A 16,793-nucleotide genomic window follows, 5' to 3' on the forward strand; every position below is an offset into this window, starting at 1 on the left:
CAGGATTTCCTTCATCCCATTGAAGCCGTGCCGCACAGCGCGTATCTAACCGGGGAACCCTGAACAGCGCGGACCGCACCTTATGTCGATCAACCACATTCGCCCCTGGCGCAATATCGAACGGCGCAAGAGCCGTCAGATCCACGTTGGCAATGTACCGGTTGGGGGGGATGCACCGATTGCTGTGCAGACCATGACCAACACGCCAACCACTGATGTCGCGGCGACAGTTGCACAGGTGCAGGCTGCAGCCGAGGCAGGTGCAGACATCGTGCGCATTTCGGTGCCGGATGAAGCGTCGTCCAAAGCGCTGAAAGAGATCGTCCGGGAAAGCCCGGTGCCGATCGTCGCAGATATCCATTTCCACTATAAACGTGGGATTGAAGCGGCCGAAGCAGGTGCGGCCTGCCTGCGCATCAACCCCGGTAACATTGGTGACGAAAAACGCGTGGCTGAGGTGATCAAGGCTGCCAAAGATCACAATTGTTCTATCCGGATCGGGGTGAATGCCGGATCCCTTGAAAAGCACTTGTTAGACAAATACGGCGAGCCGTGCCCAGCGGCGATGGTTGAGAGCGGGCTCGACCATATCCGCATTCTGCAGGATCACGATTTCCACGAATTCAAGATCTCGGTGAAAGCGTCAGATGTCTTCATGTCTGCTGCGGCTTATCAACAGCTCGCTGATGCTACCGATGCGCCGATCCACCTTGGTATTACTGAGGCGGGTGGATTTGTCTCGGGCACTATCAAATCGGCCATTGGCTTGGGTCAACTGTTGTGGATGGGGATAGGGGACACTCTGCGCGTCAGCCTCTCCGCCGATCCAGTTGAGGAGGTGAAGGTCGGCTTTGAGATCCTTAAATCTCTCGGACTGCGCCACCGCGGGGTTAATATTATTTCCTGCCCCTCTTGCGCGCGGCAGGGGTTTGACGTGATCAAAACAGTGGAAAAGCTTGAGGATCGCCTAGCGCATATCCACACTCCGATGAGCCTCAGTATTATCGGTTGTGTGGTGAATGGCCCCGGAGAGGCACTGATGACGGACGTCGGTTTCACAGGTGGTGGTGCTGGTGCCGGTATGGTCTATCTGGCGGGGAAGGCCAGCCACAAAATGTCCAACGATCAGATGGTTGAGCACATTGTCGAGCAGGTCGAACGTAAGGCTGCAGAACTGGATGAGGCCGCTGCAAAGGAGGCGGCTGAGTAGTCCCTGGCCGCCTCGAAATACCTATCTTTGTAACCACGTCTGGCAATCAGCTCCCAGACGTGGCGTTTTTACATATAACCGTGCAGGCCCCGTGATCAACTGCGCTTTTCGCGGATGTCAGCCACAATGGCTTCCATTTGGTCAGCGGGCAGATACCCTCGCAGCAGTTCATCCCCCAGTACAAATGTCGGTGTGCCGGAAATGGAAAGCTGCTGCGCGAGGGCGCGGGTTTCTTGCAGTTGGCGGGCAATCTCAGGGTCGGCCATCCGCGCAAGGATGGCATCGGCATCCAGATCAAGCCCATCTGCCAAACGGCGCAATGTGCCCTCGTTTGGCTCTCCGCTGAGGGAAATCAGAGCGTCGTGAACATCTTTATAGGCCTCATCTCCAGCGATGAGCCGCGTGGCAATGGCAAAGCGTGACGTCAAGACCGAAGCCTCGCCCAGGATCGGGAATTCTTTTATGATCAGGCGGATATTGCCATCGCCCGAGACGAGCTGTTCGACTTCAGGTGCCGCGCGGCGGCAGTAGCCGCAGCGGTAGTCCATGAACTCAACCAGAGTGATGTCGCCGTCGGGGTTGCCACCAATCCAGGAAAAGCCATCGTCGTGCAGGGCAGTCATGTTTTCGACAACCAGCGCATCGTCGCGGGCGGCATCATCTGCGGCCTGCTGCTGTTCCAGCTTGTTCACGGCTTCAAGAATGACTTCGGGGTTTTCCAACAAATAGGCGCGCACTTCTTCGCCAAAGGCAGCACGTTCTTCGGCGCTCAGTTGGCCGAGGTCCAGCGCCTGAACGGCGGGAGCAGCCATCAGCCCTAGGGCCAGTGCAGCGGCCGAGACCGCGGAGAAGCGGGGGATAAGGGTCATCTCGATTTCCTTTTTTCGTTTTGTTCGGCGGCGATCAGCACATCTTGTGCGCGTCGCCAGGTAGGTGATCCGGTGGGCAACTGGCCAGTGGCGCGTTTGGCGTGTAGCCCTGCGTCTTTCAATCGCCCCTGTAGGGCATAGCGTTCCGCAGTGGCCAGAGCGGCCATGCCTGATCGGCCAAGTTTCGCGTAGGCTTGCGCCATATCGCGCAGCATCGCGGCGTTGCGAAAGTCGCGCGCGCGCGACGCCTCCAATGATTTGATCGCGGCCTTGGGTTGGCCTGCGGCCAGTTGAGCACGGCCGAGACTAGCGAGAATGAGAGGATCGCGGCTGGTCTGGCGCACAGCGCGGCTATATGCCGATAGTGCAGGTTTCCAGCGGCGGTTTTCCATCAGGATCTGACCTTTTAGTTCTTGAAAGTAGGGATCTGACGGGCGGATCGAGATCGCGCCATCTATGGCACGCAGGGCTTTTTGCAGGTTGTTGCGCCGATGGTGTGCTATGGCCTCACGCATAAGGCGCACATCTCTGTATGGTTCATCCGCCACTCGCCGCAGCGTCCATTTGGGAGAGCGGGTGAAGGCTGACAGTTTGCCCCGCAGGCGTGCAAACCAATAGATCGCATTGGCGTCGGGTTTTGCGGCATCGCCATGGCTTGCCAGATAGGCTTCGGCGGCGCGAATGCGGTCGCGGCTAAGCGGGTGTGACCGCATGTAGGGATCTTGATTGACGGCGCTCAATAGCTCTTGCCCGGCAAAGATCTTATGGACATCGACCAGCCCGCGTGGGCTCACACCGGCGCGTTGCAAAATTCCCGCTGCAGTGCGGTCTGCAGAGGCTTCTTCGGCGCGAGTGTGCGCCAGAAACCCGCGTAAGGCGGACGATTGTGTTCCAAGAGCGATGCCCGCTGCCGCTTCGCCGGCACCTGCAGCAGCAGCCAGCACTGCCAACGCAGCACCAAGGCCCGCAGCAGAGTTGGCCGCACGCATGTTCTGCATCCGGCGTGACAGATGACCATTGGTAATATGCGCGGCTTCATGGGCGATGACGGCCTGCAACATCTCAGGGCGATCTACTTTCAGGATCAGCCCGTAATGTATGAAAATCGTTTGAGAATCGACGACAAAAGCATTGAAAGAACCCTTGTTGACGACCAGCACCCGAACCCGTTTCGCATTGAGTCCCGCTGCCCGCAGTACTGGTGCGGCCAGTTCGTTTAGCCCGCGTTCGATATCGGGATCGCGCAATAGTGAAATGGACGCCGCCTGCGCCGTTGATGCCAGAGATCCCGCAACAAAACAGAGTGCGGCCAAGGCAAGCGCTGGGATTGACGCGAGGCGAGAGAAGCGGTCAAAGGTCATGGCCGCACCATGGGAGATCAATATGCGAAACTCAAGCCGGTCCAACGTCGATCCCTTCATTGTGATGGATGTGATGGACGCTGCCTGCCGTGCCGAAGAAGCAGGTCGTCACATCATCCATATGGAGGTCGGCCAGCCATCCACGGGTGCGCCTAAGGCTGCGCGCGACGCTTTGGCAAAAGCGCTGGAGCATGACAGTCTGGGGTACACTGTCGCATTGGGTCTGCCAGCGCTGCGCAAGCGGATCGCACAGCTGTATGGCGAATGGTATAATGTTGACCTCAATCCCGACCGGGTGGTGATAACACCGGGATCTTCGGGGGCGTTTCTGCTGAGCTTCACCGCGCTTTTTGACAGTGGTGATCGGGTGGGTATCGGCGCGCCGGGCTATCCGTCCTATCGGCAAATCCTGCACGCGTTGGGGCTAACGCCAGTGGATATCGAAACCTCGCTCGACAATCGACTACAACCGGTGCCGCAGGATTTAGATGGGTTAGATCTGGCCGGGCTTATGGTAGCGTCACCCGCGAATCCTACAGGTACCATGCTGGACAAGCCTGCGATGGCTGCGCTGATCGATGCAGCACAGGGGCAGGGCGCTGCGTTCATCTCGGATGAGATCTACCACGGCATTGAATATGAGGCGAAAGCGGTCACCGCACTTGAAATGACGAATGAGTGTTATGTGATCAATTCCTTCTCCAAGTATTTCTCCATGACCGGGTGGCGTGTGGGTTGGATGGTTGTTCCCGAAGATCACGTAAGGGTCGTTGAGAGGATTGCTCAAAACATGTTCATCTGTGCGCCCCATGCCAGCCAGGTTGCGGCACTTGCTGCGATGGATAGTGGTGAGGAGATGGAAGCCAATTTGGCGGTTTATGCGCGCAATCGCGCGCTGATGCTTGAAGGTCTGCCGAAAGCAGGTTTTGACCGTATCGCCCCGCCCGATGGGGCGTTTTATGTCTATGCGGATGTATCCGGGTTGACCCAAGATAGCCGTGCCTTTGCCAAGGAGATTCTCGACGAGGCCGGAGTTGCGGTTACGCCGGGACTGGATTTCGATCCGCTACGCGGAGCAACAACTTTGCGGTTCTCCTATGCGCGTTCCACCGCCGATATCGAAGAGGGGTTAGCGCGGCTCACGACGTTTATGGCGGGACGGCTTGGCTGAGATGGGTGTGATCGTCCCCGCGGCGGTCAATGTGCGAAATAGGGCTGCATGATGAGGCTGGCAATCAGGCCGTGCAATCGCTTAGTCTGCGATCAAAAGACCTACCACCTTGAGCGTACATACTGCCTGCCGATGTCCTGTCAGTCGGGCAAAACAAGACGCAATAACAAGACAACGGGCGGACCAACGGCTATGAGCAGAGTGAAAACGGTTCTAGCAGCAGTGCTGCCGGTCTTTATGATCGGAGTGACGTTGCCTGTCAGCGCACAGGAGACATCCGCCTCCACCGGCTCGGCTAACTCTCAGGTCACACTGAATACCAGCTCTAGAACAATCGGACAGGGTTTCAGTGGTCTGGCACGGATTCTGCCTCAGGAAAGCAACGCTGCAGACCGTCGCTCCGGCAGCGATCTGACGTTGTCGCTAAGTCAAGGCGTGCCATACCGCCTTTTCACGCTGGACGCACCGCCACGGGTCGTACTCGATTTCCAAGAGGTCGACTGGAGTGGGCTGCGGGCCGATACGCTGATCACTGAAGATGGCATTAGGACTGCGCAATTTGGCACCTATGTGCCTGGGTGGTCCCGTCTGGTATTGGAAATTGCCCGTCCAATGCGAATCGACGCGGCAGCGATGGATGTTGACCCGGTGACAGCCGAGGCGAAGCTGACCGTTGCGCTGCGTGAGACAAGTGCCGAGGACTTTGCAACCACGACCGGGGCACCTCATGATGCGCGCTGGGATTTGCCTGCACCTACGCAAATGACCGTGCCGCCAAAGAAAGATTCGCTGGCGCCATTGCTGATTGTGATCGATCCGGGCCATGGCGGAATTGATCCGGGGGCAGAGGCATTTGTCCAGGGTGGGCTGGTACAGGAAAAAGACCTGATGCTGCAATTCGCCATTGAACTGGGCGAGATGCTGGTCCGCTCAGGGCAGTTCAATGTTCAGTTGACGCGGGATGACGATTACTTCGTCTCCTTGGAACGCCGGATCGCGCTGGCCCATCAGGCCAAGGCAGATCTGTTTTTGTCGCTCCATGCGGATAGCCTTTCCGAAGGGCGCGCCCATGGCACGACAGTCTACACCCTATCTGAGGACGCATCAGATGCCGCTTCGGCCACGTTGGTAGAACGCCATGAACGCGGTGACCTGCTTGCGGGCACAGATTTAAGCAAGGCAGACGATCGGGTCACTGACATCCTGCTGGATCTGGCGCGTGTTGAAACCCATCCACGTAGCCAGACACTGGCGCGGGCGCTGGTTGACGGGCTGAAAACCCAAGGTGGAGCAATGAACCGCCGACCGTTACGCGAAGCCGGGTTTTCTGTGTTAAAATCGGCGGATATCCCATCGGTTCTGGTAGAAATCGGTTTCTTATCAAGCCCGCGTGATCTCGCCAACTTGATGGATCTTGATTGGCGCGAACGTACCGCGCGCGGCATTTTGAATGGGCTGTTGTCATGGCGTATCTTGGACGATGAAACGCGCCCGCTGGTGCGCCAGTAGCTGCTGGGCGTCACACAGGCCGGGCCAAATGCTGATCGGGACCTGAAGCACGTGATGCCGCGTTTGATATCGGGGGACAGGCGCCGGAGCTTTCCCCCTGTTTTATCCGGACCGACGGCATCAATATGCCGTTTCCCGTTTTGACCCCACGCGCCACTGCATCTATATAGGCGGCACTGCGCGAGAAAGGCTCTACAGTGGTCAGATTTATTCTATCGTTCTTTGGTTCCATCTTCAGCACCGTCACGCTGGGCATCGCGATGATCGCGCTGACGATTGGTGCGGTGTTCTGGATCTATGGTCGGGATCTGCCCAGCCACGAATCCCTGGCGCAGTATCAGCCGCCGACCATCAGCAGGATCTATTCCGGCGAGGGGCAGTTGATTGACGAGTTCGCTCAGGAACGGCGGTTGTTTACCCCTTCTGAGGAAATCCCAGACCTTGTCAAACAGGCGTTTATTTCGGCTGAGGACAAGAACTTCTACAGCCACAAGGGGTACGACATGCGTGGCATCGCGGCGGCTGCGGTTGAAGCTGTGCGCTCCCGCGGCGAAAACGTGCGCGGCGCGTCGACCATCACACAACAGGTGATGAAGAACTTCCTGCTATCAGGTGACCGGAAGGCCGAACGCAAGGTGAAAGAACTGATCCTCGCATCTCGGCTTGAGGAAACACTGAGCAAGGAAGACATTCTCGAACTCTATATGAATGAGATTTTCCTTGGCCAAAACTCATATGGTGTGACTGCCGCGGCGCAGACCTATTTCAATAAAACGTTGAGCCAACTGGCCCCACATGAGGCGGCAACTCTGGCATCGATGCCTAAAGCGCCGTCAAAATATCATCCGGTCTCCCAGCGCGAGCGCCTGCTTTCACGTCGGAACTATGTGCTGCGCGAAATGCGCGAAAACGGCTATATCTCGGATGCGGTATACGAAGTTGAGGTCAATCAACCGCTGCGTTCAGTGCAGAACGGCGACTTTCAGAGCTTCCGCACGGCGCTGCCTCCGCGTGATTACTTTACCGATGAAATCCGCCGCCAGCTGTCCGAAGACTTTGGTGAGGGCGAGTTTTTTACCGGCGGCTTCACTGTGCGCGCGACCATTGATGAGGAAATGCAGACAGAAGCCGCTGCTGCCTTAAGATCAGGTTTGCAGAAATACGATCGCTCGCGCGGCAACTGGCGCGGTACCGGCGTAACGCTGGAAGCCGACGCCATGGCATCAGAAGAGAGCTGGCGTGCTGCATTGGGAAGCGCCTCCGTGCCGCGTGATATTGATCTTGGTGGTAAATGGCACCCGGCCGTCGTGTTAGAGGTTGGTGATCAAACCCTAAGCGTGGGTGTTGAGAACGTGGCCGAAATCGGGTCGGTGCCGCGCTCTGATATCAAATGGATGAAGGGTAGTTTTAAAGACAACATCTCCACTGGTGATGTGTTGCTAGTCCGTGCGGTCGAAAAGGATGGGGCGCTGCAACATTGGTCGCTGCGACAGGTGCCTGAGGTTCAAGGCGGATTTGTCGCGATGGATGTGAACACAGGCCGTGTCCTGGCTATGCAAGGTGGCTTCTCCTATCAGCACTCGGTGTTCAACCGGGCCACGCAAGCCCAGCGTCAGCCGGGCTCCAGCTTCAAGCCCTTTGTTTATGCGGCGGCGTTGGACAGCGGCTATAGCCCTGCCACGATTGTAGTGGATGCTCCTATTGAACTTAACACACCGCAGGGCCTGTGGCGTCCCAAGAACTCGTCCAACAAATTCTATGGCCCGACACCACTGCGCACCGGGATCGAGATGAGCCGGAACCTGATGACCATTCGTCTTGCCCATGAGGTCGGAATGGAGGTGGTTGCAGGCTATGCCGAACGTTTTGGTGTCTATGAGCGTATGGGGAGCTTTCTGGCAAATTCGCTCGGAGCAGAAGAAACGACGCTTTACAAAATGGTAGCTGCCTATGCCATGTTCGCCAACGGTGGTGAGAGGGTGCAACCGACCTTGGTTGACCGGATTCAGGACCGCCGGGGCGAGACAATTTATCGCCATGATGATCGCGATTGCGTCGACTGTGCTTCACCAGAATTGGCAACGGGACAGGCACCGCGCATTGTAGATAACCGCGAGCAGGTTATGGATCCGATTACCGCCTATCAGCTGACCTCGATGATGCGAGGCGTTGTCGACCGGGGGACGGCCTCCAGTGTGATCGACCTTCCGGTGCCGACGGCTGGCAAGACCGGGACCACCAACGATGCCCGCGATGTTTGGTTTGTTGGTTTCACCTCCAATATCGTGGCAGGCTGCTACATGGGCTTTGACCAGCCGCGGCCAATGGGGCGCGGAGCTTATGGTGGCACCATGTGTGGCCCAGTGTTCCAGCAGTTCATGAAGAAGGCGACTGCAAAATACGGCGGTGGTCGGTTTGCGGTACCCGAAGGCGGTCATTTCATCAAGATCGATCGCTATACCGGTGCGCGGCTAGCTGATGCGGCCTCCGGGGCCAATGTAGTGGCCGAATACTTCCGTGATGGCGCTGAACCTATCTTTGGTCTGGCATTTGACGGTGGCTTTGCCATGGGGTCAAACCTGCCATTGTTTGAGGAAGCCGCACAATCGAGCCGTCGGGTGACAACATCGGATGGAGGGACCGCGGTCCTTGGGCCAAAGGCAACCTTTGGCACTATTAGTTCTGGCGGACTCTACTAGCCTTTCTTTCTCGATGAAGTGATATGGCGGGCGGGGTAGCGGTACGCTGCTCCGCCTCTACTCTGTGTGGGGCGAGGTTGGGCCTGTGCTATTGTGACCACTCTCTGCGCGTCGGCTTGCTCGCAGGGCGCGGGTGGTTTATCACGCAGGCCAGATACGTGATTTCAAGGGATTGCCATGCGCGCCGAAACTCAGAACATCGTGGCCGATATCGAAAAGTCGCTGGAGCTTTTGGCGCAGCGTCTGGATTGGGAAACCGCCGAGTTCCGCCTAGAAGAGTTCAACGCACGTGTTGAAGATCCCAATCTGTGGGATGACGCTGATGCGGCCCAGGCCCTGATGCGCGATCGGCAGATGCTGGTCGATGCCATCGATACCTATAAATCCATCAAGCAGGATCTCAGCGACAATATGGAGCTGATCGAACTGGGCGAAATGGAAGAGGACGATGAGGTCATCGCTGACGCCGAGGAGTCGCTGAAGGCGCTGAAGGAAACTGCCGCAGAGAAGGAGCTGGAAGCGCTTCTCGATGGTGAGGCTGACAGCAACGATACCTTCCTTGAGATCAATGCCGGTGCCGGTGGTACAGAAAGCTGTGACTGGGCATCGATGCTGGCCCGGATGTATGTTCGCTGGGCCGAGAAAAAAGGCTACAAGGTCGAGCTTCAATCCGAGAGCGCTGGCGAAGAGGCGGGTATCAAATCCGCCGCTTACAAGATCTCGGGTCACAATGCCTATGGCTGGTTGAAGTCTGAGTCAGGTGTGCACCGTCTGGTGCGGATCTCGCCTTATGACTCAGCTGCAAAACGCCACACCTCCTTTAGCTCGATCTGGGTCTACCCGGTGGTTGATGACAATATTGAGATTGACGTAAATCCATCTGATATTCGCATCGATACCTATCGTTCTTCAGGTGCGGGCGGTCAGCACGTGAACACCACTGACTCCGCGGTTCGGATCACCCATGAACCAACGGGTATTGTGGTGACGTCATCTGAGAAGTCGCAACACCAGAATCGTGACATTGCCATGAAGGCGCTGAAATCGCGGCTCTATCAGCTGGAACTGGATCGCCGTAACGCCGACATCAACGCCGCACATGAGGCGAAGGGCGACGCTGGCTGGGGTAACCAGATCCGTTCTTATGTCTTGCAGCCCTATCAGATGGTCAAGGATCTGCGAACCAGCCATGAGACGTCGGACACAAAGGGTGTTCTTGATGGGGATCTGGACGGCTTCATGGGGGCGACACTGGCGTTGAACGTGGCTGGCAAAAGCCGCTCTGAGGCGCAGGGGGACTGATCCCAGCCCTTGCATAACATTCGCGGCCCGGATCAGGGAGTTGTGAGTTTGAACAGAGACAAAGCACTGACATAGACAGAAAATCCGTTTGCCTAGGCACGCGGGTATTATTTGTGGTTTTGCCCGGCTAGGCTGCGACCAATTCCCATCAGGAGCCGCATAATTGACCCAGAGCCTGTCCAGTGCCCAAGAGATTTTGCAGAATTTGTCTAGTGGCCGTCGCAGCGCTGTGACGCAGATGGAGGAAACGCTGGCGCGCATTGAGGCGGTCAATCCTGACGTCAACGCCATAGTGGCCCTGCGTGATCGTGACGACCTGATGGCTGAGGCCTCCGCCGCTGATCTAGCGACCACACGCGGTGCGCTGCATGGCTTGCCGATGGCGATCAAAGATTTGACCAATGTGGCGGGGGTGCCGTCGACGCAAGGCTCTCCGTTGTTGGCGGATTTTATTCCTCAACATGACGATCTGATGGTCGCGCGGCTGCGGGCGGCCGGTGCGCTGATTATTGGCAAGACCAATACACCTGAGTTTGGGCTTGGTTCGCACACTTTCAATCCGGTCTATGGTGCCTGCGCCAACCCCTATGACCGAACGCGTAGCTGCGGCGGGTCGTCTGGTGGGGCGGCTGTCGCGCTGGCTACCGGCATGGTCGCGCTGGCAGATGGGTCTGATATGATGGGGTCGCTGCGCAATCCCGCCGGATGGTGCAATGTCTACGGGTTTCGTCCAAGCTGGGGCCGCGTCCCGAATGAGCCACGTGGTGATGTGTTCCTGCATACGCTGTCGACCAATGGTCCCATGGCCCGCAGCCCTGAGGATTTGGCACTGCTGCTGAATGTGATGTCCGGCGCAGATCCACGCCAGCCCCTGTCAACCACCGCCGCATTGAACGAGCCAGTATCGCTCCAGCCTGCCATCGGCCCAATGCGCATTGGCTGGCTGGCGGATTGGGGCGGCTCTTATCCTATGGAGCCGGGTATTCTGGACACTTGCGAAGCAGCATTGGACGTGTTGCGTGAGTTGGGCCATCAGGTTGAATTGCTGACACCACCATTTGCGGCGGAGCGGATATGGCAAAGTTGGACGACGCTGCGATCCTTCGCGGTTTCTGCTGGCCTGAGGGTGTTTTTGGAACAAAAACAACAGTTGAAAGACAGCGCACAGTGGGAGTTGGAGCGGGGACTGGCCCTGACCGGGCGGGAGATCCAGGCGGCGTCTGATCTGCGGTCAGATTGGCAACGGGTCGCAGCACGGTTGTTTACGCAATATGATGCGTTGGTGCTGCCGACTGCGCAATGCTGGCCATTTGAAATCGACCTTGATCACCCGGGGGTTATAAACGGTACCGATATGGATTGTTATCACCGCTGGATGGAAGTGGTTGCGCCAGTCAGCCTGCTTGGCCTGCCTTGTCTCGCTGCTCCGGCGGGGTTCGGTGAAAATGGCCTGCCAATGGGGCTGCAAATCTTTGCCGCACATGGACAAGACCAGGATCTCCTGGCATTGGGACAGGCCTATCATACTGTAACCCGATGGCCAGAGCGCCGTCCCCCCACATAGTGCTTCAGCCTTGCAGGGCTGTTATTGCACTTTAGCGAAATTGGTTGCCGACGCCCAACAGCTGCTGTTGGAAAGGGCTCAGCTGATGTTGCTCAATGAAACCAGCGCGCCGCGCAGCATTCAGGATGGCGGCAGGGTCTGTGCCTAAATGTTCATAGACCATAAGTGTGACCCGATCGGAGGCGGCGCTGTCACGGCTGGTCCGGGCGACGTAGCCAGACCAAATATTTGCCTTCATTGACGGCACGTTGGCCAGATAATTGAATGAGGCGGTCATTCCGCCGCGTCGCGCGAGCATGAATGAAACGCCATCGTCGTGGGCCGAGACATAACCGCGAAATTCCCTTGATTGAGGGTTTGACGGCAGTCCCTGATAGCGCATCGCCGATTTCGCTTCATATCCGCGCACATAGGCAATGCCCTCGCGGCGAAACACCTGAACCAAACCTAAGACATAGCGATCGGCCCGCACAAAACTCCGGCGCACAAACTGATATAGCCCCGATGGAAAAAACGCCTCAGTGACTTTGGTGACGCCGGGGCCAAGGAAGTCCGCAAGAATAGGTCCCTGCAATATCTGTCCCTTGCTGGGCAGCTGATCCACTGGGTCGAGCAAGATCCGCGCATCTACATCAAAAAAGTTGCAGATACGGCTTAGAACATCAGGACGTGGAAAACTCTCACCAGTTAGATATCGATTAAGTTGGGTGCGGTTGATGCCAAGGCGACGCGACAGCTCCGAGATCGACGGATGGTCCGAAGCCAACTTCCTCAAGTTTGCTCCAAACATATTGCGGAGCTCTACGGGGGAACGGTTGGTGTGGCTCAAGGTTAGCCCCTCTATGTGTCGAACTGCACTGGATACAAAATCTTGGGGTCAATTACTGAGTACAATAACACAGTTGTAGATAATCTTCGCAGTTTATGACGCTGGTTAGCGTCAATATTGCGTAAATCGGACACAAATTGGCGCAAGTAAATTTAGGGTTTTGTGGTGTCCCTACGTCATTATTTATCTCAGAATAGAGCGGGGGCAACGCGAGGTGTGATATGATCGGTGTCGTTCTTTGGACGGACTTCAAACTACGGCAAGCAGTGATCTGGTGTGAGGATCACGGGGATTTGGTCTATTTTCGGTGGAATGCTGAAGATAATAAGATGAACGTGCGCAAAGGCGATTGTGTCGCCTTTTCCATTGCCCGAGAGGGCAATTTAAGGCTGGCCTACGATCTACGTGTGATCGAAGAGAGCCAGAGCCCAGAGTTGGCGAAGCAGCTTGCCCGAGCAGAGCATGAGGCCGAAGCCAAACCGCCACAGAGCCAATCGAGTGCGACGGTTATGTCTTGGGAGGATGCACGCTGTGATCCGCTATATTCTGATCCAGGTGCCTGCTCATCTGTTGAAACCAACGTGACACCAGCGATAGCTGAGTCCAGTTATCAGGTAGGTGATGGAACGGTAGTGTCTTTCCCAGACAAACATGCAAGAGATGAACGGGCGCAGTCAAAACGACGAAGCGGCTGATCATTCAAATCTACTAGTGCCGCCAACGATAGTAGGCAGAGACAAGGGGCTACGTAACAACGAAGCCCCCATTTTGTGCGCTGTTTGATCCGGATCAGGCGCCGCGCAGTAGGGCAGCCACGCCTGTGCGCGCAATCTTGGTCAATCCCAATGGGCGCATCAATTCAGCAAAGGCATCGATTTTGTCCGGTGCGCCAGTCAACTCAAAGATGAAGCTATTGAGTGTGGTATCAACGACTTTGGCACGGAAGATTTCTGCCAAACGCATGGCTTCGACACGTTTGTCACCTTCGCCGACCACCTTCACAATCGCCAGTTCACGTTCCACAAACGGGCCTTCCACAGTCAGGTCAGTCACTTCATGTACTGGCACAATCCGACCCAATTGTGCTTTGATTTGCTCAATTACCTGAGGCGTGCCGGTCGTGACAATCGTAATACGCGACAGGTGACCAGTGTGATCTACTTCGGCGACGGTGAGGCTGTCGATATTGTAGCCACGCCCCGAAAACAGTCCGATTACACGGGCCAGAACACCGGGTTCGTTTTCCACCAGTATGGTTATCGTGTGACGTTCCTGAACATCCGAAAAATTCGGACGTAGGTTATAGGCGGAATGGCTGGTGGAGCCTTTTTTGATATGTAGGGCAGACATTTAAGTCCCTTTCCTAATAGTCGGGGCAGGGCGAAACCGCCCCGCAAAATCGGTTTCTGGTGGATTAAACCAGAACTGCGCCGCCGGCCTGGATGACACCTTGTGTATCGGCTTCGCCTAAGAGCATCTCGTTATGGGCCTTGCCCGACGGGATCATCGGGAAGCAGTTTTCATGCTTTTCAACGAGGCAGTCAAAAATCACCGGGCCGTCGTAATCGAGCATTTCCATGATGGCGTCATCCAGATCCTTGGGATCCTTGCAGATGATGCCTTTTGCGCCAAAGGCCTCGGCGAGTTTCACAAAATCGGGCAGTGCTTCCGACCAGGAGTGGCTGTAGCGCTCGCCATGCAGCAATTCCTGCCACTGACGCACCATACCAAGGCGTTCATTGTTGAGGATGAACTGTTTGACGGGCAGGCGATATTGCACTGCCGTGCCCATCTCCTGCATGTTCATCAGCCAGGATGCTTCGCCGGCGACATTGATCACCAAGGCGTCCGGATGGGCTACCTGAACCCCAAGCGAGGCAGGGGTGCCGTAACCCATGGTGCCCAGGCCACCAGAGGTCATCCAGCGATTGGGGTCTTCAAAACCAAGATACTGCGCCGCCCACATCTGATGCTGGCCCACCTCGGTGGTGATGTAGCGGTCGCGATCCTTGGTCAGAGCCTCGAGCCGTTCCAGCGCGTATTGCGGTTTGATAGTGCTTCCGGACGCAGTGTAGGACAGGCAGCGCACATTGCGCCATTCGCTGATTTGGTTCTGCCATTTGGCGAGGGCTGCACTGTCAATCTTGCGCCCGCGGCTTTTCCAGATCTTCAGAATGTCCTCAAGCACATGACCAATGTCGCCCACGATCGGTATATCCACGCGGATCACTTTGTTGATCGACGACGGGTCGATATCGATATGCGCCTTGGTTGAATTCGGGCTGAACGCATCAAGACGGCCAGTGATCCGGTCATCAAAACGCGCGCCGATGTTGATCATTAGGTCGCAGCCGTGCATCGCCATATTGGCTTCATACAGCCCATGCATCCCCAGCATTCCCAGCCAGTTTTTTCCTGAAGCAGGATATGCACCAAGTCCCATCAATGTTGAGGTCACTGGAATGCCTGTGGCCTCGGCCAATTCGCGCAACAGCTGGCTGGCGCCAGGCCCTGAGTTGATCACGCCACCGCCTGTGTAAAACACTGGTCGCTTCGCGGTCTCCAGTGCCGCGACCAACTCGGTGATGGCTTCCAAGTCGCCCTTCATGGAGGGTTGGTAATGTGATGCAGCGGGTTTGGGGCCCTGATAGGTGCCGGTCGCAAACTGCACATCCTTGGGGATATCGATCAGCACTGGTCCGGGCCGACCCGCAGTTGCAACATGAAAGGCCTCGTGCAACGTGCCTGCCAGCTTCTCGGTGTCTTTGACCAGCCAGTTATGCTTGGTGCAGGGGCGGGTGATGCCCACGGTGTCGGCTTCCTGAAAAGCGTCGGAGCCGATCATGAAGGTTGGTACCTGACCGGTAAGAACCACCAACGGAATGGAATCGAGAAGTGCGTCAGTCATACCCGTCACGGCATTGGTCGCTCCGGGACCGGAGGTCACCAGAACAACGCCGGGCTTACCGGTCGACCGGGCATAACCTTCGGCGGCGTGGACAGCCCCTTGTTCATGGCGCACCAGGATGTGCCGGATATCATTCTGCAAAAAGATCTCGTCATAAATCGGCAGGACAGCACCGCCGGGGTAACCAAAGACCGTGTCCACCCCCTGATCTTTCAGGGCCTGAACAACCATTTTTGCGCCGGTCATCTCACGTTTCATCTGCTTTAGCTCCAATTGGCGGCATCGTCCGTTTCGCATAAAAAAAGCCCCCGATTTCTGGTCGGAGGCGCATGGGTTGGATTATGGTCTACCGTTACCGGCCCATGCGCGTGGTTCCTACGACTACGACTAGGTATTTCATCGTGCTGGCTCCTTTAGCGTTGAAGCGGACCTTATGACTGGGGGCAGGGAGCGTCAACAGGGAAATGAACCAAAAACGCCCTGTTTTGGGACATTTTGTTGCGCGGCGAGGCTCTTTCGCGACATTTTCAGGTTTTAGGTCGGGTCAAACTATGTCATTTCGGACTTAAATCCGTGATTTTATTTAGCCGGGCGTTATCTGCTCGGCGTTTTTGATTGAGTATTGAGGAAGTGTTGACCGTTACGGACTTACTTCGCTGTGTCTTTCGCCGTGCCATTGCGCAAGAATGACATTCCATATGCGCGTGGCATACGGCGGGTCAGAAGCTGTGACCGGTGCCTTGCAACACGCCATGCTCCAGCGCATATCGCGTGAGACCAGCGGTCGAGGAAATCCCCAGCTTGCGTTTGATGTTCTTGCGGTGAGTTTCGACGGTGCGAACAGAAATATCTAATGCCAGCGCCACGTCTTTGTTTGATTTACCCTGCGCCAGCTCCAACAGAATGGTCTGCTCACGTCCGGTCAGGGCTTCACGATCCGGGGCATCCTTCGGTTTTAGCGAACCTTCAGCGCCAGTGCACAGATAGGTCTCGCCACGCATAACTGTATCAATGGCTTGACGGATTTCTTCGGTTGGTACGTCTTTAAGCACATATCCCATCGCGCCGTGGGTCAGTGCGCTGGAGATATATTCCGCGCTGTCATGCATCGAGAGGATCAGGATACGGGTTGCGGGGGCCTGCTCTAGGATGATCTCAGTTGCACTGAGCCCTCCCAGTTTGGGCATATTCAGATCCATAAGAATGACATCAGGTTGCAAACTGCGGGCCTCGGCCACGGCCTCCTCGCCATTGTTGGGGATGCCGACGACTTCGATATCATCATAGCTTTCGAGGATGGACTGAATGCCTTCGGCCACCATTGGGTGATCATCAACGATCAGGACACGAATGGTGTTTGGCATATTCACC

The 16,793-nt window shown here is 56.5% G+C and carries 13 protein-coding genes; 7 read left to right on the top strand and 6 right to left on the bottom strand.

Features of this window, described 5'->3' with window-relative positions:
• The first annotated feature begins 82 nt into the window (after window positions 1-82).
• Window positions 83-1,210: a flavodoxin-dependent (E)-4-hydroxy-3-methylbut-2-enyl-diphosphate synthase gene (gene ispG / locus ACEWZM_RS16295; protein ID WP_414007433.1), complete on the top strand. Its 1,128-nt coding sequence runs from the start codon at window positions 83-85 to the stop codon at window positions 1,208-1,210.
• A gap of 95 nt (window positions 1,211-1,305) precedes the next feature.
• Here the strand turns inward: ispG and ACEWZM_RS16300 are convergent, their stop codons facing one another.
• Together ACEWZM_RS16300 and ACEWZM_RS16305 are read right to left on the bottom strand one after the other, a co-directional pair.
• Window positions 1,306-2,079, bottom strand: coding sequence for a DsbA family protein (locus ACEWZM_RS16300; protein WP_414007434.1), 774 nt, complete (start codon window positions 2,077-2,079; stop codon window positions 1,306-1,308).
• A complete protein-coding gene (locus ACEWZM_RS16305; protein ID WP_414007435.1) occupies window positions 2,076-3,440 on the bottom strand; it encodes a M48 family metalloprotease in 1,365 nt (454 codons plus the stop codon). Before ACEWZM_RS16305 ends, ACEWZM_RS16300 begins: the two co-directional genes overlap by 4 nt.
• Window positions 3,441-3,462: 22 nt before the next feature.
• On the opposite strand from ACEWZM_RS16305, the gene ACEWZM_RS16310 reads away from it, so the two are divergent.
• From ACEWZM_RS16310 to ACEWZM_RS16330, 5 genes are all read left to right on the top strand, one after another.
• Window positions 3,463-4,611 carry a pyridoxal phosphate-dependent aminotransferase gene (locus ACEWZM_RS16310; protein ID WP_414007436.1) on the top strand — a complete coding sequence of 383 codons (1,149 nt, stop codon included), beginning with the start codon at window positions 3,463-3,465 and terminating at the stop codon, window positions 4,609-4,611.
• Between the two features lie 192 nt (window positions 4,612-4,803).
• Window positions 4,804-6,120 carry an N-acetylmuramoyl-L-alanine amidase gene (locus tag ACEWZM_RS16315; RefSeq protein WP_414007437.1) on the top strand — a complete coding sequence of 439 codons (1,317 nt, stop codon included), beginning with the start codon at window positions 4,804-4,806 and terminating at the stop codon, window positions 6,118-6,120.
• Between the two features lie 197 nt (window positions 6,121-6,317).
• Window positions 6,318-8,819, top strand: coding sequence for a penicillin-binding protein 1A (locus tag ACEWZM_RS16320; RefSeq protein ID WP_414007438.1), 2,502 nt, complete (start codon window positions 6,318-6,320; stop codon window positions 8,817-8,819).
• Window positions 8,820-8,996: 177 nt separating this feature from the next.
• Window positions 8,997-10,121, top strand: a complete 1,125-nt coding sequence (prfB, locus tag ACEWZM_RS16325) for a peptide chain release factor 2 (RefSeq protein WP_414007439.1) — start codon at window positions 8,997-8,999, stop codon at window positions 10,119-10,121.
• A gap of 163 nt (window positions 10,122-10,284) precedes the next feature.
• Window positions 10,285-11,685, top strand: a complete 1,401-nt coding sequence (locus ACEWZM_RS16330; protein ID WP_414007440.1) for an amidase — start codon at window positions 10,285-10,287, stop codon at window positions 11,683-11,685.
• Between the two features lie 31 nt (window positions 11,686-11,716).
• Here the strand turns inward: ACEWZM_RS16330 and ACEWZM_RS16335 are convergent, their stop codons facing one another.
• Window positions 11,717-12,475: a helix-turn-helix domain-containing protein gene (locus ACEWZM_RS16335; RefSeq protein ID WP_414008064.1), complete on the bottom strand. Its 759-nt coding sequence runs from the start codon at window positions 12,473-12,475 to the stop codon at window positions 11,717-11,719.
• A 260-nt stretch (window positions 12,476-12,735) separates the two neighbouring features.
• Between ACEWZM_RS16335 and ACEWZM_RS16340 the strand changes: the two genes are divergently transcribed.
• Complete coding sequence (locus ACEWZM_RS16340) at window positions 12,736-13,209, top strand: hypothetical protein (protein ID WP_414007441.1); 474 nt, start codon at window positions 12,736-12,738, stop codon at window positions 13,207-13,209.
• 94 nt (window positions 13,210-13,303) lie between these two features.
• Here ACEWZM_RS16340 and ilvN read toward each other — a convergent pair whose 3' ends face one another.
• The 3 genes from ilvN to ACEWZM_RS16355 form a co-directional block, all read right to left on the bottom strand.
• The gene (gene ilvN, locus ACEWZM_RS16345) at window positions 13,304-13,864 is read right to left on the bottom strand and encodes an acetolactate synthase small subunit (protein WP_414007442.1); all 561 of its coding nucleotides are present in this window, start codon (window positions 13,862-13,864) and stop codon (window positions 13,304-13,306) included.
• A gap of 64 nt (window positions 13,865-13,928) precedes the next feature.
• On the bottom strand, window positions 13,929-15,680 hold the full coding sequence (locus ACEWZM_RS16350) for an acetolactate synthase 3 large subunit (RefSeq protein ID WP_414007443.1): 1,752 nt from the start codon (window positions 15,678-15,680) through the stop codon (window positions 13,929-13,931).
• A gap of 461 nt (window positions 15,681-16,141) precedes the next feature.
• Complete coding sequence (locus ACEWZM_RS16355) at window positions 16,142-16,786, bottom strand: response regulator transcription factor (protein ID WP_414007444.1); 645 nt, start codon at window positions 16,784-16,786, stop codon at window positions 16,142-16,144.
• Between the last annotated feature and the right edge of the window lie 7 nt (window positions 16,787-16,793).

Source organism: Phaeobacter cretensis (assembly GCF_047372505.1).
Classification (GTDB): domain Bacteria; phylum Pseudomonadota; class Alphaproteobacteria; order Rhodobacterales; family Rhodobacteraceae; genus Phaeobacter; species Phaeobacter cretensis.